The organism is Amycolatopsis antarctica (assembly GCF_002262875.1).
Lineage (GTDB): Bacteria > Actinomycetota > Actinomycetes > Mycobacteriales > Pseudonocardiaceae > Amycolatopsis > Amycolatopsis antarctica.
Genome location: NZ_NKYE01000009.1, coordinates 158,284 through 179,581 on the forward strand (window position 1 = coordinate 158,284; position 21,298 = coordinate 179,581).

General features: G+C 65.7%; 19 protein-coding genes, 1 tRNA gene and 3 pseudogenes. 13 read left to right on the plus strand and 10 right to left on the minus strand.

Annotated elements, in window-relative coordinates:
* Positions 1–67: 67 nt before the first annotated feature.
* The 4 genes and pseudogenes from CFN78_RS16550 to CFN78_RS30325 all read left to right on the plus strand — a co-directional run.
* On the plus strand, positions 68–793 hold the full coding sequence (locus CFN78_RS16550) for a tryptophan 2,3-dioxygenase family protein (RefSeq protein WP_094863716.1): 726 nt from the start codon (positions 68–70) through the stop codon (positions 791–793).
* On the plus strand, positions 790–1,869 hold the full coding sequence (locus tag CFN78_RS16555) for a methyltransferase (protein WP_205660535.1): 1,080 nt from the start codon (positions 790–792) through the stop codon (positions 1,867–1,869). The genes CFN78_RS16550 and CFN78_RS16555 overlap by 4 nt, the downstream gene beginning before the upstream one ends.
* A complete protein-coding gene (locus CFN78_RS16560; RefSeq protein WP_094863717.1) occupies positions 1,866–3,113 on the plus strand; it encodes an LLM class flavin-dependent oxidoreductase in 1,248 nt (415 codons plus the stop codon). Before CFN78_RS16555 ends, CFN78_RS16560 begins: the two co-directional genes overlap by 4 nt.
* A gap of 156 nt (positions 3,114–3,269) precedes the next feature.
* Positions 3,270–3,647 (plus strand): annotated as a pseudogene (locus tag CFN78_RS30325) (HAD family hydrolase); the annotation flags it as partial.
* Here CFN78_RS30325 and CFN78_RS30420 read toward each other — a convergent pair.
* The 7 genes from CFN78_RS30420 to CFN78_RS16595 all read right to left on the minus strand — a co-directional run bounded on the left by CFN78_RS30420 (position 3,555) and on the right by CFN78_RS16595 (position 11,369).
* Entirely contained in the window at positions 3,555–3,869 is a 315-nt protein-coding gene (locus tag CFN78_RS30420; RefSeq protein WP_165777574.1) for a hypothetical protein, read from the minus strand. The pseudogene CFN78_RS30325 and the gene CFN78_RS30420 overlap by 93 nt on opposite strands.
* A 331-nt stretch (positions 3,870–4,200) precedes the next feature.
* Positions 4,201–4,833, minus strand: coding sequence for a nuclear transport factor 2 family protein (locus CFN78_RS16570; RefSeq protein ID WP_094863718.1), 633 nt, complete (start codon positions 4,831–4,833; stop codon positions 4,201–4,203).
* Between the two features lie 161 nt (positions 4,834–4,994).
* Positions 4,995–7,829 carry an AfsR/SARP family transcriptional regulator gene (locus tag CFN78_RS16575; protein WP_338065534.1) on the minus strand — a complete coding sequence of 945 codons (2,835 nt, stop codon included), beginning with the start codon at positions 7,827–7,829 and terminating at the stop codon, positions 4,995–4,997.
* Positions 7,830–7,870: 41 nt separating this feature from the next.
* Positions 7,871–8,425, minus strand: coding sequence for an Hsp70 family protein (locus CFN78_RS16580; protein ID WP_240519497.1), 555 nt, complete (start codon positions 8,423–8,425; stop codon positions 7,871–7,873).
* Between the two features lie 342 nt (positions 8,426–8,767).
* A complete protein-coding gene (locus CFN78_RS16585) occupies positions 8,768–9,691 on the minus strand; it encodes an aldo/keto reductase (protein ID WP_205660536.1) in 924 nt (307 codons plus the stop codon).
* A gap of 17 nt (positions 9,692–9,708) precedes the next feature.
* The gene (locus tag CFN78_RS16590) at positions 9,709–10,848 is read right to left on the minus strand and encodes a type III polyketide synthase (RefSeq protein ID WP_094863722.1); all 1,140 of its coding nucleotides are present in this window, start codon (positions 10,846–10,848) and stop codon (positions 9,709–9,711) included.
* Between the two features lie 104 nt (positions 10,849–10,952).
* On the minus strand, positions 10,953–11,369 hold the full coding sequence (locus tag CFN78_RS16595) for a nuclear transport factor 2 family protein (RefSeq protein ID WP_094863723.1): 417 nt from the start codon (positions 11,367–11,369) through the stop codon (positions 10,953–10,955).
* 185 nt (positions 11,370–11,554) lie between these two features.
* On the opposite strand from CFN78_RS16595, the gene CFN78_RS29805 reads away from it, so the two are divergent.
* Positions 11,555–11,731, plus strand: a complete 177-nt coding sequence (locus CFN78_RS29805) for a hypothetical protein (RefSeq protein WP_240519498.1) — start codon at positions 11,555–11,557, stop codon at positions 11,729–11,731.
* A 9-nt stretch (positions 11,732–11,740) separates the two neighbouring features.
* On the opposite strand, the pseudogene CFN78_RS30335 reads toward CFN78_RS29805, so the two are convergent.
* A pseudogene (locus tag CFN78_RS30335) lies at positions 11,741–12,058 on the minus strand (Rieske 2Fe-2S domain-containing protein); the annotation flags it as partial.
* Between the two features lie 22 nt (positions 12,059–12,080).
* Positions 12,081–13,586 (minus strand): cytochrome P450, encoded by a 1,506-nt coding sequence (locus CFN78_RS16605; RefSeq protein ID WP_094863725.1) that lies wholly within the window; start codon positions 13,584–13,586, stop codon positions 12,081–12,083.
* Positions 13,587–14,064: 478 nt separating this feature from the next.
* Between CFN78_RS16605 and CFN78_RS16610 the strand changes: the two genes are divergently transcribed.
* On the plus strand, positions 14,065–14,421 hold the full coding sequence (locus CFN78_RS16610) for an AfsR/SARP family transcriptional regulator (protein WP_094863726.1): 357 nt from the start codon (positions 14,065–14,067) through the stop codon (positions 14,419–14,421).
* 218 nt (positions 14,422–14,639) lie between these two features.
* Positions 14,640–14,795 (plus strand): annotated as a pseudogene (locus CFN78_RS30340) (AfsR/SARP family transcriptional regulator); the annotation flags it as partial.
* Positions 14,796–15,122: 327 nt separating this feature from the next.
* On the opposite strand, the gene CFN78_RS16620 reads toward CFN78_RS30340, so the two are convergent.
* A tRNA-Leu gene (locus CFN78_RS16620) sits at positions 15,123–15,196 on the minus strand.
* A gap of 179 nt (positions 15,197–15,375) precedes the next feature.
* On the opposite strand from CFN78_RS16620, the gene CFN78_RS16625 reads away from it, so the two are divergent.
* The 6 genes from CFN78_RS16625 (at position 15,376) to CFN78_RS16650 (ending at position 21,287) form a co-directional block, all read left to right on the plus strand.
* Positions 15,376–15,978 (plus strand): ANTAR domain-containing response regulator, encoded by a 603-nt coding sequence (locus CFN78_RS16625; RefSeq protein ID WP_094863727.1) that lies wholly within the window; start codon positions 15,376–15,378, stop codon positions 15,976–15,978.
* Positions 15,979–16,247: 269 nt separating this feature from the next.
* Entirely contained in the window at positions 16,248–17,432 is a 1,185-nt protein-coding gene (locus CFN78_RS16630) for a branched-chain amino acid ABC transporter substrate-binding protein (protein WP_094863728.1), read from the plus strand.
* Positions 17,433–17,529: 97 nt separating this feature from the next.
* Positions 17,530–18,540 carry a branched-chain amino acid ABC transporter permease gene (locus CFN78_RS16635; RefSeq protein WP_094863799.1) on the plus strand — a complete coding sequence of 337 codons (1,011 nt, stop codon included), beginning with the start codon at positions 17,530–17,532 and terminating at the stop codon, positions 18,538–18,540.
* A complete protein-coding gene (locus tag CFN78_RS16640) occupies positions 18,537–19,661 on the plus strand; it encodes a branched-chain amino acid ABC transporter permease (RefSeq protein ID WP_094863729.1) in 1,125 nt (374 codons plus the stop codon). The genes CFN78_RS16635 and CFN78_RS16640 overlap by 4 nt, the downstream gene beginning before the upstream one ends.
* Entirely contained in the window at positions 19,658–20,587 is a 930-nt protein-coding gene (locus CFN78_RS16645) for an ABC transporter ATP-binding protein (protein WP_094863730.1), read from the plus strand. The genes CFN78_RS16640 and CFN78_RS16645 overlap by 4 nt, the downstream gene beginning before the upstream one ends.
* Positions 20,574–21,287 (plus strand): ABC transporter ATP-binding protein, encoded by a 714-nt coding sequence (locus tag CFN78_RS16650; protein ID WP_094863731.1) that lies wholly within the window; start codon positions 20,574–20,576, stop codon positions 21,285–21,287. Before CFN78_RS16645 ends, CFN78_RS16650 begins: the two co-directional genes overlap by 14 nt.
* Positions 21,288–21,298 lie beyond the last annotated feature (11 nt).

A 21,298-nucleotide genomic window follows, 5' to 3' on the forward strand; every position in this document is an offset into this window, starting at 1 on the left:
CGGCCGACGCCACTGATTCGCGGTGTGAGACTGCTGCCATCCGTGGCGAACGAAGGGAGGAGCCAAGTTGGTTGCGCTAACGAAGTCGTCGGGGGATTCGGCGGCGCTGACATACGACTCCTATCTTCAGTTGGGCAAGGTCCTGTCGGCGCAGGCCCCGGTCGGGGACGACCCGGACGACGAACTGCATTTCATCGTCGCTCACCAGGCCATCGAGCTGTGGTTCTCCCAGGTGGTCCGGGAGGTGCGCCGGGCTCGTGACGCGATGCTCGCCGTGAGCATTGAGGACGCCGTCGTCCACCTGGAGCGCGCGACCGCCTTCGTCGACGTCGTCACCGCACAACTGGACACCCTGATGCTGTTGCCGGTCGACGTCTTTCGGCGGCTACGTCAGTACCTGGGGACGAGCAGCGGCCTGCAATCGCTGCAATTCCGGGTGATCGAGGCACTATCCGGCGGCGAGACGGGAAGTGCGCGCCGCCGGTTGCGCGTCGCGTTTCCCCGAGGTATCCCGGCGCCGGTCGAGGCTGCCTTCGCCGAGGGAAGTCTGCGCGGCGCACACGTGGCGTTACCGGCACACGTACACGAATCTGAGGCAGGCGGCCGGGTGGTCGCGGCGCTGGTTGCCTACGACAAGGCGTGGGTGGGGTGGCGGCTGCGGCACGCGCAACTCGTCATGCACATGATCGGCAGGCACGCGACCGGCACGGGCGGCACCGATCTGCGCTATCTGACTCGGCGAGTGGAGGCTTCCTACTTCCCGCATCTGCCATCGAACAGGAAACGATCATGACGACTTCCACATCCGGGCACCGGGCAACCGGTAACGATCAGGCGCGGCACATCGCGGCCGAGGAGCTGATGCAGATCACGGCGGGGTTCTGGAGCTTCAAGACGCTCGCGGCCGCGGTGGAGCTGGGGTTGTTCGCCGCGCTCCGGGACGGGAGGTGCCTGGGCCGTGCCGAGGTAGCCGCCGAGCTGGACATCCCGGATCGGCCCGCCGACATGCTGCTGGCCGCGTGCGCTTCCCTGGGGCTGCTACGCCGTGAGCGGGACGGCTTCGCCAACAGCGCACTCGCCGAGGACCTGCTGGTTCCCGGCAGGCGCCGGTACTTCGGCGACTTCGTCTTGTACGCCGACCGCCGTGAGTACCCGGCATGGCTCGGCGCGGCCGAGGCGCTGCGCACCGACCGTGCGCAGACCTGGAACCCCGACGAGCAGGAGTCCGGGTACGCGGTTGAAGACACGATGATGACCGACCTCTTCTGGAACGCCATGCATTCGCTGTCCAGCTCGACCGCCGAGGCACTGGGTGACGTCGTCAATCTCGGTAGCCATCGCCGACTGCTGGACATCGGGGGCGGCTCCGGGGCCTACAGTCTGGAGTTGTGCCGTCGCAATCCCGGGCTCACGGCTACGGTCTACGAACTGCCGCATGTGTGCGAGCAGACCGCCGCCCGGATCGCGGAGGCGTCCCTGGAACACCGCGTCGACACGATGCCGGGAGACTTTCGGGGGCTGGCGGCCGCGCTGCCCGTCGGCTACGACCTGCTGCTGTTGAGCATGGTGCTGCACTGCTTCGACGAGACGGCCTGCCGTGACCTGCTGCGCAAGTGCAGGCAGGCGATCGAGCCCGGCGGCACGATCATGATCTGCGAACTGCTGCTCAACGAGGACCGCAGCGGGCCGCGGCTGGCGGCGCTCATGGGGATGAACATGGTCGTGGAATCCCAAGGCGGCCGCAACTACTCGGAACTCGACTATCGCACCTGGCTTCTCGACGCGGGCTTCGGCGACGTCGAAGTCGTCCGGTTCCACGGCGCGGGTGCCAACGGCGTGGTCGTGGGACGGGCGGGGGCACTCCCGTGAGGTTCGACGTCTTCTGCAGCCTGGCACAGACGCCGCGTCCAGGAGGCTTGCCGGAGCATGCGACGATCCTGCGTGAGTTCCTCGACCAGGCCATGCTGGCCGACGAACTGGGTTACGAGTGCGTGTGGGTGGCCGAGAGCCACTTCAGCAGCGAGGTGCAGAAGCGTCACCAGCACCCGGTGATCCCGCACTGGACGGGCGAGGTGGGCGTCAACACCGACATATGCCAACTGGCGCCCCGTGTGTTCGACCGGACCAGCCGGGTTGACGTGGGCTCCGCGATCCTCAACATCGTCGCAGGTGGCGGACCCGTCGTAGCGGCAGAGCGAGTGGCCACCGCGCTGGCTTGGCACGGACTGGACCCCGCCGAGCGGCGGCGCTTGCGGATCGGCTTCGCGGGTGGGCGCTTCGAGTTCATCGCCCGCACCACCGGCATCACGCCCCGCGGCGCATGGGAAGCGGCGGGGTGGCGCCAGGTCAAGCAGGCGCTGTTGTGGGAGGCGGGCGAGGTGTTCGTGCGCCTGCTTCGCGGTGAGACGCTGGCGGCGCAGGACGTTGCGGAGCGGTGGCTCGGCCATGGCGACTTCCCGGACGCGGAGGCGTTCGAGCACGTCGCGTCGCTCGCCGGAGTAGCCGGGGAACAGCGCGTGCGGGTACCGAGACGGTGGGACTTCGAGGCGACCAAGATCGTGCCTGACCGGCGTGCCGACCTGCTGCGCCTGTATGCGGGCACCCACGACGCCGGGCTGCAGACGCACCTCAACCAGTTTCGCCCGGTCCGCGCCTTCAACCTCAGCATCACCCCGCCCGCCGTGATCGAGGCGACCCACGAGCGCTTGGCTGGCGCCTACAACCTCGACGGTGGAAAGTGGCAGCGGAGTTACCTGCCGCGCACCACCTTTGTGTTTCTTGACGCGAGCGCGGGCGCGTCACGAGCCACTCGCCGGGAACGGGCCCAGCGCCACGCGCGCGAGGCGCTCGCGGCGTACTGGCAAGCCATGGAAGGCACGCTCGACGAGCGACGGGTCGCCGACGCCGTGGGCAACGCGCTAGTCGGTGCGCCGGAGGACATCGCCGAGCAGATCGTCGCACGCTTCCACCCGGACGACCGGCTCATGCTCTGGTTCGACTTCTTCCCCCGGGACGGCCGCCAGGTGCTGATCGCGATGGAGGAATTCCGGCACCGGGTGGTGCCGCTGCTAAGGGACGCCGAATTCGGCGGCCACGAGATCGCGCACGCCTGACTTATCGCGGCACGAGCCGCTCGCTCGCATCCTGCGCGCCGGGCTGGTGGAGAGCGTCCACTACGGGTCCATGGCGATGCTCGACCCGGCAGGTGCGGTGCTGTTCGCCGCAGGAGAGCCGGACGCCGTGCACGATTCCTGGCTGGCGGGAGCTGGATGTCCAGGTCGGCGCCGAACGCGTGCGGATGCGCCGCAACGAGGACGGCGGTCGGGAATGAACGCTTCGGTCCAGCGGGCGACACCTCTCGGGTACCGTCTCGCGGAGGTCCGCGGTGTCGTGCTGGATATCGACGGCTGCCTGATCCTCGCAACCCACCCCGCCGGCGGGGACGCGAAGGTGCTGCCCGGAGCGGTCGACGCGATGTGTGCGTTGCGGGACATGGGTTTGCGCACTCTCGTCTTCGCCAACCGTCAAGCCGTCTACCCGCGCACATCGCCGCGTCATTGGCCGAGCTGGGTTTCCCAGTCAGCGCCGACGACGTGACGACGCCGTCCGTCGTCGCCGCCGCGGTGTTCAAGGAACGTTGCGGCACCAAGCCGGTACTGGCCCTCGGCGGACACGGGGTGGTGGACGTTCTGAGCGAGCACGGGGTCGCGGTGCTCGACCACCGCGAACCCGGCGCCGCCGCGGTACTGGTCGGCTGGGACACCGGGCTCGACCAGCAGCGCCTTCAGGTCGCCGCCGAAGCGGTGTGGGCGGGCGCGCCGCTGCTCGTGACAAGCGATGCCCCGGCATTCGTCACCGCGGGAGGGCATTCCGCCGTATTCACCGGGTTCATCGCTAACGGCCTCACCTACGTCACCGGCGTGCCGTACGCGGTGCTCGGCAAGCCGTCCGCGCGCGGCCCGCTGGCTCGGTGTGCCGGGCCCCCGGACGCTCGTGGTGGGCGACGACCTCACGCTGGAGGTGGCGATGGCGACCGCGCCAAGGCGCCGAACGGCTGCCCGAGTCCGAGCGCCCCGACCTGGTCGTCGACCGTCTTGGCGAGGTCGTGGACGCGCTGCGGCGTGCGCGTGGGACCGCACCGAAGTAAGGCACCGGCGGCTTGTGAGGTCATGGCTCGAGCCGACGCACAGCCGCCGGCGCTCACCGGGGTCTGCCCGCTGCCTGTTCGCGGTTGTGCAGCCACGCGTACGCGTGCTCGTACAGGTCGTGCAGGTGGTCGGGCTCGTCGTCGCCGTACAAGCCCTGCTGCGTCGACCAGCCCGACCGCGCCAGGTAATAGCCGAGGTATCGGTACGAGGGTCTGACGCCACGGAGCACGGCCAGCTCGTAGGGGATGGACGTGTCCGGTAACGACGGGGTGAGGGTGCTGTCCTCATAGATGGCGGTGAGGGAGGCTATCCACCACCTGTCCTCGGTCCGGCTCGCCTGGTAGAGGAGCCTGCCGTGCGAGACGAGGTTCGCCTGTACGCCGTGGATCGTGACGTGGTTGACGATCGCGGCACCGACCTCGGCGACCGCACGATCGCGATGGACCTCCACTACGGGGGGCGCGAGCCGGTGGACCGGTCGCTCGCCAGCGTCGAACATCGCCTTCGACCGGGTAACGAATTCCTCGGCCGACCCGTCGATCCAGCTCAGGAAAACCGGGGCCGCTGGACGGTAGCTGTCGCGCATGGGCGCCCACCAGCCGCGATCGCGTGCCTGGCGTTCCCGCAGGATCAGGTGGCTCACCGCGGCAACGTCGCCGACCGAATCGTGGGGCACGCTACTCACCGTCCGTCCCTCTTCGGCTCCGTCCTGCCTGACGTCTGCGAATTCACACTAGCCAACGGGCCCGATCGGGGACCCGAATCGGCCCTTCGGTCCGCGGCGACGGGACGAAAGGGGCAGCCTGGTAGTCGGTGTGCGCCCGGGTGTCGTCACCGAACAGTCGATCAACCCGCGAGCGCGCGGAGGAAGTCGCTGGCCACACCGGCCTCCTCGGCGTCGATCTCGACGAAGATCTCCAGCGCCTGCTCCGCCTGGCTCCTGGCCAGGTCCTCGCGCGTTCTTCGGCGGTTCTCCCTGGCAAGCCCGAGCAGGCACAAACCCTCGTGGTATCGATCGCCGATCGACCGGCAGAACGACAATGCGTTCTCGTATTCGGCGATCGCGCGATCGAACTGACCGAGGTCGCGGTAGGCGTGACCGACGTTGACCAGCAGGTTCGCCTCCGTCAGTGTCAACTTGATCGTTCTGGCGACCGCGAGACCCGCCCTCCCGAAGATCAACGCCTTCTCCGGCTGCCCCAACTCCACGTACAGTTGGCACGCCACGTCGAGGGTTCCCGCCTCGAAGTACGGCAGCCCCGACCGCTGGGCGATGGTGACTGCCTTCAACGCGTAAGGCAGCCCCTCGTCGTAGCGGCCCATTTCGCGCAGGGTAGATGCGAGGTTGCCGAGCGTGGTTGCTCGCAATGTGTCGTCACCGGTGTCGCTGAGCAGCGACAATCCCTGTTCGAGTTGGTGTACCGCCGTGGTGTTGTTGCCGATTCTGGAATTGGCGATACTGAGCTGGTTGAGTAGCCGGACCTGCGGTTCCTGGGCGTTGTGGCGCTCGGCAGCCGACAGACCGGTGCTGAGTAGCCGGATCCATTCGGTGAGTAGGCCGGTGCTGTAGTAGTGCGAGTACATCCGCAGGCTCAGCTGCCAGGCGATCTCGTCGAATCCCAGCTCCGCAGCCTGTTCGGTGAGCGCAAGGATATTGGGGGCTTCGTGTGCCTGCCAAGCGCTGGCGGACTCCGCGTTGTCGAACGTCATGGCCGTCATGCCGACGGGCAGCGGTACGGGCGCGCCACGGTTCGCTCCGGGCTCGCGCAGACCCGCGGCGGCGACGGCGCCGTGCAGGTACCAGACCATCAAGCGCCATGACGCCTGGTGTCGTACTTCGGGAGAATCGTGTTGTTCGGCCAGCTCCCTGGAGTAGAGGCGAACCAGGTCGTGGAACCGGTAGCGGTCTTCACCGGGCTGTTCGAGCAGGTGCTGGCCGCTCAGACCCCGGAGTACCGTGACGGCCTCGGCCACCGGGATCCCGGCGAGCACGGCGGCGGCTTCGACACCGAACTCCGGGCCGGGATGCAGACCCAGCAGGCGAAACGTCGATGCCAGTTGCGGTTTCAGGGACTGATAGGACCACGAGAGGACACCGCGCACGGACGACATCTCGTCGTCGTCGACCGAGAGTGAGTCGAGGCGGTTCTGGGTTGCCGCGAGTTCCGCGGCCAGCTCGTCGAGAGCGGACGCCGGCCGCATCGACACGAGCACTCCGATGATCCGCAGCGCGAGCGGCAGGTACCCGCACAGCTGGGCGAGCGTGGCGGTAGCCGCCGGAGCGTCGTCGATGCGACGGTCGCCCACGAGTTGACGCAACAGCGCGAAGGACTCCGCGGGTGAGAGCAAGCCAAGCGTCAGCCTGCGCGCGCCGTCGCGGACCACGAGACCGCCGAGGCGGCTTCTGCTGGTCACGAGGACCAGACTGTTCGACGTCCCGGGCAGCAGATCTCGGACCTGGTCGGCCGAGACCGCGTTGTCGAGCATGATGAGGACGTTCCTGTCGGCCAGCAGGCTGCGATAGAGCGCTACCTGCGCGTCGACGGTGTCCGGCTGGGTGGTCACTCCGAGCCCGCGCAACAGCTGGGTGAGCGCCTCCGGGGTGGTCAACGGCGGACGGCTGGGGTCGAACCCGCGCAGGTTCACGAACAACTGGCCGTCCGGGTGGTCCGCCATGACTTCGCGGGCGAAGTGCACCGCGAGCGTCGTCTTGCCGATGCCACCCGCACCGTCGATCGCCGACACGACAAGCGCCGAAGCACCACGCGCGGACGGCGAGTGCCACTGGTCCAACACCGCGAGCTCGTCCGCGCGACCGACGAAGTCCGGCACCGTATGCGGCAGCTGGGCGGGCGCGACCGTCTGCCGCGGCGCGGCCCCTGCCTTGCTCGCCGGGTTCAGCAGGCCGGGATCGGAGCTCAGGATGCCGTCATGCAGCGCCACGAGTTCGGCTCCGGGAGCGATGCCCAGTTCCTCGAGGAGTACCCGTCTGCCGTCCTCGAACACCGCCAACGCCTCTGCTTGGCGTCCACTGCGATACAGCGCCAGCATGAGCTGGCCGCGCAGACTCTCCCGCAGCGGTTCACTGCGCACCGCGGTGTCGAGCTCGTCGATGGCCTCCCGGTGGTTACCGCTGCCGAGCAGCAGCCCAGCGTGCTCTTCCACCAGGCGCAGCCGCAATAACTCCAAGCGGCCGCGCTCGGCTTCGGCCAGCGGTCCGGATGCCCCGCTCAGCGTTACACCTTGCCAGCGCCGCAGGCACTCCTGCAGCATTTTCGCGGCTTGTTCCGGCGCTCCCGGGGCCATTCGCCGCGCCTCGGCGACGCCCGCTTCCATTACGGCGACGTCAGTCTGCTCGTCTGTTGCCTGAAGCACGTAAGCGCCGCGCGTGCGCACCAGCAATCCGGTCGCGCCCACCTCTTCCAGCGCCCGGCGCAGGCCGCTGACGTAGGTGTGGATGATGCCCTGGGCTGACGTGGGCGGCGCATCACCCCACAAGGCGTCGACGATCTCGCTGTTGGTGACGATGCGTCCGTTCCGCAGTGCGAGCATGGCGAAAAGCGCACGTTGCTTAGGCGGCCCCAAGGACACTCCGCGACCGTCCGACCACGCCCGCACCTCACCTAACAACTCGACCCACAACGAGCCACGATCGGTATCCCGCACGCCAATCAGCTCCACACACGATCGACAGAGTGCGCGTCAGGCGCCCTTGAGATCCATTATGTGGTCCCACTGACCGAGCCACCAACGCCGCCCGGTACTTGGGCGATTCCGCGGTCCTTGGTAGCGCTGTCATGGTTGCCTCGGACGGTCATGATGCCGACCGGCACGATCGTGTCGCGGCTGACCGTGACGTTCTGTGTATCACCGTGCAGCTTTAAGTGGACGACGGTCTCGGTTGTGGGGGAGAGTTGTTCTTTCGCCGCCTTGCATGCCTCCCGCGCGCTGAGGAGGGCCTGAACTTTTTCGGGGTTCTCCAGGTCCAGCAGGCTGACCTGGAGAACCCCGCTCAGCTTGTCATCGACAAGAGCCAGCAACGTGTCGTCGAAGTCGATGCCGCCGAGTTGGTCGACGCCATCCGGCATACCCAGGTTATCCATTGCGTGTTGGCTTGCCCGCAAGATCGTGGCGTCGAAGGTGTTACCACCGAGGTCGTACACGCCGACGATCTCTCCTTCGCCGAGCCGACGTTCGACGGAGTAATGCATGGCGGCTGCTTCGGGCTCAGTGATTACCCGCACGTGCTTCAGCCCAGCGATGCGCGGTAGCGCCACGAGGTGCTCCCGGCGGTGCGGTCCCCGTACCGCCGGGCATATGAAACCACTGCTCGTGGTGCGCACCTCATGTTCTGCCATTGCCAGCGGCCGTGTTCTGCAGTTGCACCGCCATCAGCGCTGCGGGCGCCCTCACGGCTCCGGCGATCTTGACCGGTGTGGGGTCGGTGAGCCGCCACTTGTGCCGATGGGATGCTCGCCGAGATTGGCTTTTGCGTCGCCCTCGGCCGCGTCGCCGTTGTCCTGATTGAACTCAGCGGCTGCGGCGACGGTGAACCTGACGTGAATGAAGGGTAGAGAATGCTGCCTGTTCAATCGGCCCGTGAGTTGCTTGTCTGCGAGCTAGGCCGAAGCCTGCCCGGGTCGCCAGGGTTGCTCGTGTGTGCAGAGTTCGGCGATCTCGTCCCACAGGCCGTCATCGAGGTCGAGGTCGCCTGCGCGGACGTTCTCTTCGAGGTGGTTGATTGACGTGGTGCCGGGGATGAGGATGTTGTTGGGTGAGTGGTGTAGTAGCCAGCCGAGTGCTAGTTGCGATGGGCTTGCCCCGACGGACGGCGCGATCTTGGCTAGTGCTCCGTTGGGCCCGAGTAGGTCGCCGTGTCCCATCGGGAACCATGGGATGAACGCGATGTCGTTGTCCTCGGTGTAGTGCAGGACGTCTTCGCCGGAGCGGTCGGCGACGTTGTAGAGGTTCTCCACCGCCACGATGTCGACGATATCCCGGCAGGCCGCGACCTGTTCGGCGCTGACCTGAGGTTGGCCGGAGACGCCGATGTGGCGGATCTTGCCTTCCTGCTGAAGTTGTCCGAGCGCACCCAGTTGGTCGGCCAGCGGAACGACCGGGTCGATGCGGTGCAACTGGTACAGCGGGATGCAGTCGAGGCCGAGGTTGTAGAGGCTCAGCTCCACCTGCTGGCGTAGGTATTCGGGTCGGCCGAGCGCGACGGTGTAGGGGGGCTTGCCACTATCATGCAGCCAGTCCTGTTGGCCGCTGCGCAGCATGCCGCCCTTGGTCGTGACAACCAGGTCGTCCGGGTAGGGGTGGAGCGCTTCGCGAATGATCCGTTCGTTGTAGCCAGGACCGTAGGAGTCGGCGGTGTCGATGAAGTTGATACCGAGTTCGACAGCGCGGCGGAGGACGGCGATGGCGTTGGCGGGGTCTTCCGGCGGGCCCCACATGCCGTGGCCGGTGAGGTGCATGGCACCGTAGCCGAGGCGGTTGATCGTGAGATCCCCACCGAGGGTGAGAGTCTTTTCCGGGGGCATGGTCGTATCCCTCATTCCTAGTTGACGGAAGTCCAGACGTTGCTGGGTTCGGAGACGTCGAGCGCATCGGCGAGCGTCTGAAAACGAACCTCGGGTTGTGTCGGTATCCGGTGGGCTGCCGACCAGGTGCCGACCGAGCACTCCGCGGTCATTCCGGGACCGAAACCCGCGATGAGGCCGCGAGCTCCGTCAGGCACCCCTTCGTCGTGGAAGCGGCGTAGTGCGTCGAACACCACCGCGGAAGCGATGTTGCCGTATTCGGTGAGGGTGGCGCGGCTGTGGCGGAAGGCCTGTTCGTCCACGCCCAAGTAGTGGCTGAGGTCGCTGAGAATGCGTGGGCCGCCGGCGTGGATGGCGTAGAAGTCGAGTTCGGAGGCATTCCAGCCCTGCGCGCCGCTGAGTGTGTGCAAGGTCGGGGCGAGCAACGCCATTGTCGTCGGTACGCGCTTGTCGAGGCGGAAGTGGAATCCCGTCGCCTTGACGTTGTAGCTGATCCAGTCCTCGGTGTCCGGGACGAGGTAAGACATGTTGCGCTCGAGGCGCACACCTTCGCCGCCGACCCCGCGGAGCACCACGGCGGCGATCGCGTCACCGAAAAGGCCGTTGGACAACAAGGAGCCGATGTCGTCGTCGGTGGGTTGGTAGCACAGCGAGCAGAACTCACACGCGACGATCAGCACGTTGGTGTCGGGATAAGCGGTGCAAAAGTCGTGTGCTCGGCTGATCGCCGCGCCCCCCGCCGCGCAGCCCAACTGGGCGATGGGGATCTGTCGGGTGTCGCTGCGGAACCCCATGTCGTTGATCATCATGGAGGTCAACGGTGGCATCGCGAATCCGGTGCAGGACACGAAGACGATGGCGTCGATGTCCTGGATCGCCAGACCGGCTGAGGCGATCGCCCGTTTCGCCACCTCTGGGATACGTGCCCTGGCCTCTCTGAGATAGGTTTGGTTCCGCACCTCGAAGCCTGGGTGGAGCAACGTTTTCTCAATCGGCTGGATGAGGTGCCGTTTACGTACTCCGGTGTTCTCGATCATGCGGAGGATCAGCGGCAACTTCGGGTGGTTGGCGTGCAGATGTCGGGCCAATGAGAGCGTCTCGTCGAGGGTGATGATGTTTTCTGGAACCCAGACCTCGGGTCGGCACAACGTAGGCATAAATCGTTCTTTCTCTAGGCACTGGGCCTGTCGGCCGGTCGCTGTTCCAGTCGTTGAAAGGGCGGATCGCTGCGGTTGCGACCCGCCGAGTATCGCAGTTTCGTTTAGCTGGGGCTCGCAGGCTCGGTGAGAACTTGAAGCAGCGCTGGTGGGTCGTAGGCGTTTTCCCAGTGCTCGGCGATCTTTCCGTTCTCGAACCTCCACAGGCCGCAGAAGGGCATTACCGTCGGTCGGGGCTGCTTGAGACGGATCACGCCGAACACCGCGCCGAAATTGTCATTGGACGCGATGTGTTCGACATCCATGACGAGTGTCCCGTTGGTCACTTCGACGAATGCGGTCTCGTGTGCGATGACCTCGTCTCTACCGACGATTGGCTGCGGGTTCTCGACGGTGCGGTCGGCACGGTGCAGGACGACATCGTCGGTGGTGTACCGGCCGATGCTCGAGAGATCGGCGTAAAGGGCGCGCAGGACCTGCACGTTCGGGTGATGTCCGTTCGCAGGGTGTGTTGTGACCATGGTCGGACTCCTTATAAAAGAGAGGAGCAACTGAGCTGGTGAGGTCGGGCATTCGACCGATAAATGAGAAGATTAGTTGGCGAATGTCGATCGCGAAGTACGCTTGCCCGTTTGAACCCTGCGTTATGGATAGATCGACGCCGGCCGGGGTGTCCTGTGCGTCGGGTTAAGGTGAGACACGGGGTGTGAGTTCCTTCCCGCTGCACGGGCGAGAAGTGAGAAATTTGGTGACCATGACTTTGGGTGATGCCGCCCGGATCGATGATGAGGTGGTGATCCCGAGGTTTGCCCGTGGGGTGATGCCAGACCATGATCTGGTCGTTGACCTCGTGCACCGGACAGGTGTCGATGGATGCTTTTGATGGGATCCTGTTGTCTCTTGGAATGTGCACGCAGCTTCCGGAGGTGACGAATTGCCAGCCGCGGAACGTGAACTTCAGATGCTCACTTTGGCCGCGTGCGAGCCCCAGGTGGTCGCCTGGATGCGGGCAGAGCGAGTCGAAGATCGTCAGCTTCCCCGAAGTCGCGCGGACGATCACCAGATCCCGACCGAAGTAGCGGACGGTGTGTTTCCGGCCCACCGAAACCTGGGTGTTACTGGCGACTCGGAACCACCCAATGGGATAGGAAAACGGCCACGCATCGACGCTTCCGGGCTGGGTGTGGTGGTGGGTGGGTCGCCTCGCGATCCGATCTCGGGGCGACTCAGCATCAGATCAACCAGGTTGCTCGATTCGTCGGGCGACGTGTGCCGGGGCCAGATCGGACCGCCATACTCGCCAGGGTGGTTGACGCAGCGGCATTCGCCCGGTTACCGCGCGTACGCGTACTCACGCGAACCTGCAGCCCTCTTGCGGTCAAGTTCGGGGCGGCGCAGGACCGGAGGGGTCGACCCGGGACGGATTCCAGCGCCCAGCGAGACGCGATGGTCGCCAGCGTCAAGGCCATCTCAATCGGAGCCCATTCGACGGCGATGCACTGACGTGCGCCCCCGCCGTAGGCGACGGACGCGTGGTGCGCCGGATGAGGTGGGCGGTCGTCGGTCCACCTGTCGGGGTCGAATGTATGCGGATCGTCGTACAGCTCGTCCCGTCGGTGGTGGACGTAGGGGCTGTAGGCCATTTCTGTCCCTGCAGGCAGGAAATGATCTCCGAGTTGAGTGTCGGCCGTTGTCACCCGCGCCGGTCCGAGCCATAGCGACGGGTACATGCGCGTCGCCTCGGTCACGATGGCTCGCGTGAGCCCCAACTGCGGCAGGTCGTCGAATCCCGCTGGTGACCCGTTCAGCACCGAGTCGAGCTCATGGTGCAGCCGATGTTGCAGCTGAGGATCCTGCGCCAAGTGGTGTAAGGCCCAGCCGAGGACGCTGGACACTGTCGCTGTCGAGGCGATGAGGAACGTCGCTACGTGATCTTCCAGCACGGACTCCTCCAGCATCGGCTTGTCATCGGTGCCGTTGGTAAGCAGTGTGCTGAGCAGATCTTGACGCTGGTCTCCTGGATTCGCCCGACGGGCAAGTACGGTGCTAGTGATCACTTCGCGCGTGCGCTTGATGGCTGCGTCGTGTGCCCGGTTGAGTGGTGTAGGGAGGTGGCTGAGGAATGGCGGCATTTGCATCCGTTTGGCGAATCCGATCTGGATTGTCGTGAAGTCCTCCGCCATCTGGTCGACCTGGGCGGTATTGATCTGGTCCGAGAACAAATACTTCACCGATGCGTGGATCGCGATCCGTCGCAACTCAACCGGCACGTCGATTGCTTGTCCGTTGCGCCAGTCTCGCGTAATGGCGGAGGTCGCGACGATCGTCTTTCTCGCGTAACTCCGGTACCGGTCCGGTCGGAAGTCGGGCTGAACCAGCCGGCGCGAGGGCCGGTGCCTGCTTCGCGGGCACGTGACGATACCGTCACCTACCAGCGATGAGACGATGCTGATGAGGGGGCCACCCTTGTCGAACGTGCGGTCGTCTTTCAGCATCTGCTGGGTCAGCTCGGGGTCGCAGACGAGAGCGATCGGGTGCGGTCCGAGTAGAACCCTGACAATGTCGGCGTCTCGGGGAATCCCGTCGAGAAAGCTCATCGGGTCGCGCCCTAGGCGCCAGGCATGGCCGAGAACAGGGACCGCCCCCGGCGCCATCGGAATGCCGGATCGTCCGTCCTGGTAGATGTCCGCCGTTTGGCGACGATAGCGGAGCCGGGGAACAACGGAGTGGATGCCCATGGGGCGCCTCCTGACGTTGGTGAGGTCGTCCTCAGATTCCACGATGAGGACCCCCGCTGTTTGTCTTGTCTGCCCGGATGGCCACCATCTCGGCTAGTTCGTAGGCGATCCACTTGCCTTGAAGTGCACCTGATGGTAGTGATTGATGGCCTTCGATACGGGTCGCACCCGACGTTGTTCGAGGTCGAAGAGGTCGCCGTCCGCGACGCCCACCATGACTGATGACCGCGCCAGAGTCGCCATGCGCGAGGTTCGCGTTCGTACTTGTCGTGTCCCTGTTCGGGGAACCGTAGCCGCACCAGGGCGCCGCCGGGCAAGCTGTGACCGAACCACGCCAGCCAGTCAGGCTGCGTGACTACGACTGTCACCTACTCGTGCAGCAGACCCCGGGACTGTCCGAATAACGGTGGATCCGGAGGTGGCCCGCGGCTACCAGGCCGTGCGCTGACTGGGACGTGGGTAGGGCAACGCTGGATGCGTGTTGCCATTTTTGGCAACGGGCAACACGTTGCTGGACGGGCCGTCAGCTGGAAAAACTGGAGCGGTGGAATACTGCATCACATTGCTGGGCGAGTTCCGAATCGACTGTGATGGTAGTGAAATTCAGTTGCCGCCAGGAAAACTGAGATCTCTACTTGCGGTTCTCGCGCTGCGCCCCGACCGGGCGACCACTGTGGCGGAGACCTGCGACTACTTATGGGATGGTGAGCCGACGGAGGCGGCCGCGACGACCGTGCGCAGTTACGTCAAACGCCTGCGCCGCGCCCTGGCCGGTCCGGCCCCGCGGTCCGTGGTCGTCACCCAGCAAGGCCTACCGCTTGCACGTGAACCGTGAGTCGGTTGATGTCAACTTGTTTTTCAGCATGGTGGACAGGTCGAGGAACGTGTCCGGCCCGGCTCAGGAGCGGGAGATTCTCGGCCGGGCACTCGAATTGCACCGGGTGCCTTCGTTTTCGACGTGCAGTGTGAGGCGCTGCGGCGGGAGTTCGAGCCGATGCTTCGTGAGGGTTTTTCTCCGCCCTGAGCCGGCGAATCGAGATCGACATCGCCACGATGCCGGAGATCGTGCTGGGCGAACTGTACCGCCTGGTTGCCGAGAACCCGATCCGTGAGGATTTCTGGGGCCACCTCATGCTCGCCTTAAGCCGAGTTGGCCGCAAGGCCGAGGCGCTCCTGTGCTTCGAGAGGTGCCGTCGTGTACTGGCGGAGCAGCTGGCCTCGACCCGGGCTTGCATGTTCGCCGCATGCACCAGCGAATTCTCGACGACGACACGCTGTTCGAGCCCGTCAGGGCTCAGCCGATCACACTTGCTCCGTAGCCGGTGGCGGGGTCGTCTCCCAGTCGAGAGTCTGCCGGTGACCGGATCACACCCGGAGAACAGACGCACCTGTAGCGAGTTGCCACGCTGCCGGACCGAGCCGAGCGAGCGCACAGAAGTAACTCTGACCATCTCACCAGTGGACTCATGGACACCGGCATGGACAGAGCTTCTACTTCTGATCTTGTATTCGGTTATATTGGCTGCTCAGAGCCCGTGCCCCCGGTGCGACTCGAACGCACACTGGACGGATTTTGAGTCCGCTGCCTCTGCCGATTGGGCTACGGGGGCGGCGACGAGAAACCCTACGCGATCAGTGACGGGTGCCGGTGCGCGGGGTGAGACCGTTACCTGTTCGCGGATGATCACGCCACGTGGTGAACGCCATCTGGCCGGACGGCCTCGTGGCGGTAGTCTTCAGGCTCCGGCATTTGCCGTTTCCGCAGTCGAGCGCACGTAGGAGGACCCCGGTGACCGAGCAGGCTGCCGAGGGAGACGGCACCGTGAAGCGCCGTGTACTCGTTGCCGAGGACGAGGCCCTGATCCGCCTCGACCTGGTGGAGATGTTGCGCGAAGAGGGCTACGAGGTCGTCGGAGAGGCGGGCGACGGCGAACAGGCCATCAAGCTGGCCACCGAGCTGGTGCCGGACCTGGTGATCCTCGACGTCAAGATGCCCAAGCTGGACGGTATCGAGGCCGCCTCCAAGATCACCGGTGACCGGATCGCGCCCGTGGTGATTCTGACGGCGTTCAGCCAGCGCGATCTGGTGGAGCGGGCGCGGGACGCGGGCACGATGGCGTACCTCGTCAAGCCGTTCGCGAAGCGGGACCTGGTGCCGGCGATCGAACTCGCGGTGAGCCGGTTCGCCGAGTTGCAGGCCCTCGAATCCGAGGTCGCCGGTCTCACCGACCGGCTGGAGACCCGGAAGGTCATCGACCGCGCCAAGGGGCTGCTGATGACCAAGCAGGGCCTGACCGAACCCGAGGCGTTCACCTGGATCCAGCGTGCGGCCATGGACCGCCGCACCACGATGAAGGCCGTGGCCGAGGCCGTGGTCGACAGCATCGCCTGAACTGCCGGGAATCGCTGGCGCATCGCTCAGTAATTACTGACACCGTGCCATCACTCGTTCGTTGCAACGGGGTCTCGGCTCGCCGCGTGCGCTAACGCTCGTGAACACCGTCACGATGTGGAAACAACAAGGTCAGTGACCCTGTGCAACCCCACGCTGGGCCGCTACGTTCAGCGACCAGTCCAACGTCCCGACGGGACTGCCGTTCACCGGGCGGCATGTGGCATTTGGAGGAACGAGTGTCAAGAGCACGTCTCACGAGGGTCATCGTGCTGGCAGCGGCGGCGACGCTGACGCTGGGCGCCTGCGCAGCGCGCGATGACAGCGGAGGCTCCGGTGACGCACCGGCCGCCCCGCAGGCCGAAGCCCCCGCCCAGGCGGACAACGCCGCCGACCCCAAGGGCGACGGTCAGGCGCAGTGCGATCCCAACACCTCGATCGCCTACGCCGGCACCATCAACGGCAACAACGCCGCTCTCGGCCAGAACATCCTCAACGGTGTCAAGGTCGCCGTGGAACGCCACAACGGCAACAACCCGAACTGTCAGGTCAAGCTGGCCGAGTTCGAGACCGAGGGCGTGCCGGACAAGGCCCCCGGCATCGTCACCCAGATCGCCAACACTCCGAACATCATCGGCGTGGTCGGCCTCCCGTTCTCGGGTGAGTCCAAGGCCGCGGGCAACATCTTCAACGATGCCAACCTGGTCCAGGTGACGCCGTCGGCCACCGGCCCGGCGCTCAGCGAGAACGGCTGGAAGACCTTCTTCCGCGGACTCGGCAACGACAACACGCAGGGCCCGGCCGCCGCGAAGTTCATCACCGACGAGCTCAAGGCCGAGAAGGTCTGCGTCATCGAGGACGACTCCGAGTACGGCATCGGCCTGTCGAACGCGATCAAGTCCGCGCTCGGCGAGAAGGCGAGCTGCCAGGACAAGGTCAAGACCAAGCAGACCGACTTCTCGGCGATCGTCAACAAGGTCAAGGGCGAGGCCCCGCAGGCCGTCTTCTACGCCGGTTACTACCAGGAAGCGGCGCCGTTCGCGCAGCAGCTCGCCGACGCCGGTGTCGAGGCCAAGTTCGTCGGCCCCGACGGCGTGAAGGACGACGAGTTCGTCAAGGGTGCCGGTGACGCCGCCGCCGCCGCGTACTTCACCTGCCCCTGCGTCCCCGCGGACCAGTTCACCGAGTTCACCGACGCCTACAAGGCCGCGTCCGGCAAGGAGCCGGGCACGTACTCGCCGGAGGGCTACGACCTCGCCACGATCCTGCTCAAGGGCATCGACTCCGGCAAGACGGACCGCGCCGGGATGCTGGACTTCGTCAAGACCTACGAGGGCCAGGGTCTGACCAAGAACTTCAAGTGGGACGAGAAGGGCGAGCTCGCTCAGACCACCGTGTGGACCTACAAGGTCGAGAACGGAAAGATCGTCCGCAACACCGAGATCAAGAACTGATCATCGGTTCCGACTGACTTTGTAGCCGGGGTGCGGGTTCAGCGGTGAAAACCCGCCGAGCCCGCACCCCGGACTCACATGGAGAACGAGTGTGTTCATGCACCACAATCTCCCTGCGCAGTTCCTCGCGCAGGACGAAAGCTGGATCAAATTCGATGTCGGTGCCCTCGGTGATCAGTTCTGGAACAACACCGTCGACGGGCTCACCCAGGGCAGCATCTACGCGCTGATCGCGCTGGGCTACACCCTGGTCTACGGCGTGCTGAAGCTCATCAACTTCGCGCACTCCGAAGTCTTCATCTACGGCGCCTACGCCACCTGGTTCACGTTCTACGCGCTCGGTTTCCGGCCCGGGCCGACGCCGGAACTGGGCGCGCTGGAGATAGTCGGGTTCCTGATACTCGCGTTACTGGCGGCCATGGTCGTCTCCGGCGGTACGGCGGTGATCCTGGAACGGGTCGCCTACCGGCCGCTACGGAACCGCGGCGCCCCCAGACTCGCGTTCCTGATCACCGCGATCGGCGCCTCGTTCGTGCTGCAGCAGATCATCTTCGTCTGGCGCGGCGGCAACGCCGAGCAGGCGATCCGGTTGCTGAAGCAGGAAGAGGTCTTCCAGGTCTTCGGCGCCAGCGTCACCAACATCTCGATCATCATCGTGGTGGCGTCGATCATCCTATTCCTCATCGCCGACACCTTCGTGAACAAGACCCGCTTCGGCCGCGGTATCCGCGCCGTGGCGCAGGACCCGGACACGGCCACGCTGATGGGTGTCAACAAGGAACGCATCATCGTGCTGACGTTCCTGGTCGGTGGTCTCCTCGCGGGTGCGGCCGCACTGTTCTTCATGATGGACATTCCGCAGGGTGCCTCCTACCAGGGTGGTTTCCTGCTCGGCTTGAAGGCGTTCACCGCCGCGGTCCTCGGCGGTATCGGAAACCTGCGCGGCGCCCTTCTCGGTGGCCTGCTGCTCGGGCTCGCGGAGAACTACGGCCAGGCGCTCTTCGGTGGCGAATGGCGCGACGTCGTCGCGTTCGTCCTGCTCGTGGTGATCCTGATGTTCCGCCCGACAGGCATTCTCGGCGAGTCCCTCGGAAAGGCGCGGGTATGACGACGGCAACGGCGAAACGCCGTTCACTCGGTGAATGGTGGAACAATCTCAACCGGCCCCAGCAGTGGGGCGTGCTCATCCCGGTGGTCGTACTCGTCTACGCACTGCCGATCCTGAACCCGCCGATCCTCACCACGGAACCCGGGTTCGACTTCCCGATCGCCATGTTCGAGGTGGCGCGGTACGCCCTGATCGCTATCGGCCTCAACGTCGTGGTCGGCCAGGCGGGGTTGCTCGATCTCGGCTACGTCGGGTTCTTCGCGGTCGGTGCCTATGTGGCGGCACTGTTCACCAGCCCGGACTCGGTGCTCTCGAAGCTGCCGTTCCTGGCGGTGCTGCCGATCGCGATGGCGATCACGATGATCTTCGGCATCATCCTGGGCACACCGACGCTACGACTACGCGGTGACTATCTGGCGATCGTCACGCTGGGCTTCGGCGAGATCGTCCGGCTCCTCGCGGACAACGTCGACCCGCTGCGCGGAAACCAGGGTTTCCAGCAGGTCGGTCACCCGCCGGGCACCAACGCCGACGGCACGGACTTGTTCAACAACACCGACGGTGTGCCGTGGTACTGGCTGACGGTCACGATCATCATCGTGATCCTGTTCGCGGTGGGCAATCTGGAACGCAGCCGTGTCGGCCGCGCCTGGGTCGCCATCCGCGACGACGAGGACGCGGCCTCGATCATGGGCGTGAACACGTTCAAGTTCAAGATCTGGGCCTTCGTCATCGGCGCGGCGATCGGTGGTCTCTCCGGCGCGCTCTACGCCGGGCAGCTCGCCTTCGTGAACAACCAGAAGTTCGACGTCGTCACCTCCATGTTGTTCCTCGCCGCGGTCATCCTCGGCGGGTCGGGCAACAAGGTCGGCGTGATCCTGGGCGCGATCGTGGTGGCCTACATCCCGCTGCGCTTCCTGGTGATCGCCGAGTACAAGTTCTTGATCTTCGGTGTCGCGCTGATCGTGCTGATGATCTTCCGCCCGCAGGGACTGTTCGGTGCCCGGCAGCGATTGCTCACCTACGGGCGACTCGCGTATCAGCGGCTACTGGGCAAGGGTGAACAGATCAGCAGCGACGGTGCGATGACCACCGAGGACACCGCGGGGGGCAAGCGATGACCCAGCCGGACAACGAGAACGGGCCGGAGGTGCCCGCCGAGGGCGGCATCGTCGCCGAGGTCGCCAACATGACGGCGCAGGAGCGTGCCGAGCACGAGGCCGAGGTCGCCGAGGTCGTCGCACCCGACCGCGAGATCGAGGTCGCGGTCGGCGAGACGCTGCTGCGGGTGGAGAACGTGACGATGCGCTTCGGCGGCCTCGTCGCGCTCGACGACGTGGACTTCGGCATCCGCCGCGGCGAGATCCTCGGGCTGATCGGCCCCAACGGTGCCGGGAAGACCACCTGCTTCAACACGATGACGGGTGTCTACCGGCCCACCTCGGGCCGGATCATGCTCGAGGACAAGCCGCTCGGCAAGGCCGCGAAGTACGACATCACCCGTCGCGGCATCGCCAGGACGTTCCAGAACATCAGGCTCTTCGGCGAGATGACGGCGCTGGAGAACGTCGTGGTGGGCACGGACGCCCGGCACAAGACCAGCGTGCTGGGTGCCCTGCTGCGGCTGCCGCGCCACCTCCACGAGGAGCGTGCGGCCGTGGACAAGGCGATGGCGCTGCTGGAGTTCGTCGGGATCGCCGATCGGGCCGCGGACAAGGCGAAGAACCTTCCCTACGGTTACCAGCGGCGGCTGGAGATCGCCCGCGCGCTGGCGACCGAGCCGAAGCTGCTCTGCCTCGACGAGCCCGCGGCCGGATTCAACCCCTATGAGAAGGAAGAACTCATGGGGCTGATCCGGAAGATCCGCGACGACGGCTACACCGTCCTGCTGATCGAACACGACATGAAGCTCGTCATGGGCGTGACCGACCGGATCGTCGTGCTGGAGTTCGGCAAGAAGATCGCCGAGGGCCTGCCCACGGAGATCAGGGAGAACCCCGCGGTGATCGCGGCTTATCTGGGAGTGCCAGACGATGACGTTGCTTGAGCTATCCGACGTATCCGTCCACTATGGACGGATTCAGGCGGTGTCCGGCCTGACGCTGACGGTCAACGAGGGCGAGATCGTGACGCTGATCGGCGCCAACGGCGCCGGCAAGTCCACCACGATGCGCGCCATCTCGGGTATCCGGCCGGTCTCGTCCGGTTCGATCCGCTTCGACGGCGAGGACATCACCAAGCTGCGGGCCGATCTCCGGGTCGTCCGCGGCATCTCCCAGGCACCCGAGGGCCGGGGCATCTTCCCCGGTATGACGATCCTCGAGAACCTGGACATGGGTGCCTACGCCCGCAAGGACCGCAAGAACCTCGAACCCGAGATCGAGCACGTGTTCGAACTGTTCCCGCGGCTCAAGGAACGCAAGTCGCAGATGGGCGGCACGCTCTCCGGCGGCGAGCAGCAGATGCTCGCCATCGGCCGCGCGCTGATGGCCAAGCCGAGGCTGCTGCTGCTGGACGAGCCCTCGATGGGGCTCGCGCCGCAGTTCATCCAGCAGATCTTCCGGATCATCACGGAGATCAACAAGGAAGGCACCACGGTGCTGCTGGTGGAGCAGAACGCGCAGCAGGCGCTGTCCCGCGCCCATCGGGCGTACGTGCTGGAGACCGGTGAGATCACCAAGACCGGCACCGGCAGGGAACTGCTCGCCGACGACTCCATCAAGGAGGCGTACCTCGGCGTCGGCTAGCCCGTGGCCGG

What these genes read in the sequence shown, in the direction of transcription:
- CFN78_RS16635 (WP_094863799.1), top strand. Translation starts at nt 17,530, where the DNA reads ATGCACCACAATCTCCCTGCGCAGTTCCTCGCGCAGGACGAAAGCTGG.
- CFN78_RS16645 (WP_094863730.1), top strand. Translation starts at nt 19,658, where the DNA reads ATGACCCAGCCGGACAACGAGAACGGGCCGGAGGTGCCCGCCGAGGGC.
- CFN78_RS16605 (WP_094863725.1), bottom strand. Translation starts at nt 13,586, where the DNA reads ATGGGCATCCACTCCGTTGTTCCCCGGCTCCGCTATCGTCGCCAAACG.
- CFN78_RS16590 (WP_094863722.1), bottom strand. Translation starts at nt 10,848, where the DNA reads ATGCCTACGTTGTGCCGACCCGAGGTCTGGGTTCCAGAAAACATCATC.
- CFN78_RS16595 (WP_094863723.1), bottom strand. Translation starts at nt 11,369, where the DNA reads ATGGTCACAACACACCCTGCGAACGGACATCACCCGAACGTGCAGGTC.
- CFN78_RS30420 (WP_165777574.1), bottom strand. Translation starts at nt 3,869, where the DNA reads ATGCCCTCCCGCGGTGACGAATGCCGGGGCATCGCTTGTCACGAGCAG.
- CFN78_RS16650 (WP_094863731.1), top strand. Translation starts at nt 20,574, where the DNA reads ATGACGTTGCTTGAGCTATCCGACGTATCCGTCCACTATGGACGGATT.
- CFN78_RS16640 (WP_094863729.1), top strand. Translation starts at nt 18,537, where the DNA reads ATGACGACGGCAACGGCGAAACGCCGTTCACTCGGTGAATGGTGGAAC.
- CFN78_RS16555 (WP_205660535.1), top strand. Translation starts at nt 790, where the DNA reads ATGACGACTTCCACATCCGGGCACCGGGCAACCGGTAACGATCAGGCG.
- CFN78_RS16585 (WP_205660536.1), bottom strand. Translation starts at nt 9,691, where the DNA reads ATGCCCCCGGAAAAGACTCTCACCCTCGGTGGGGATCTCACGATCAAC.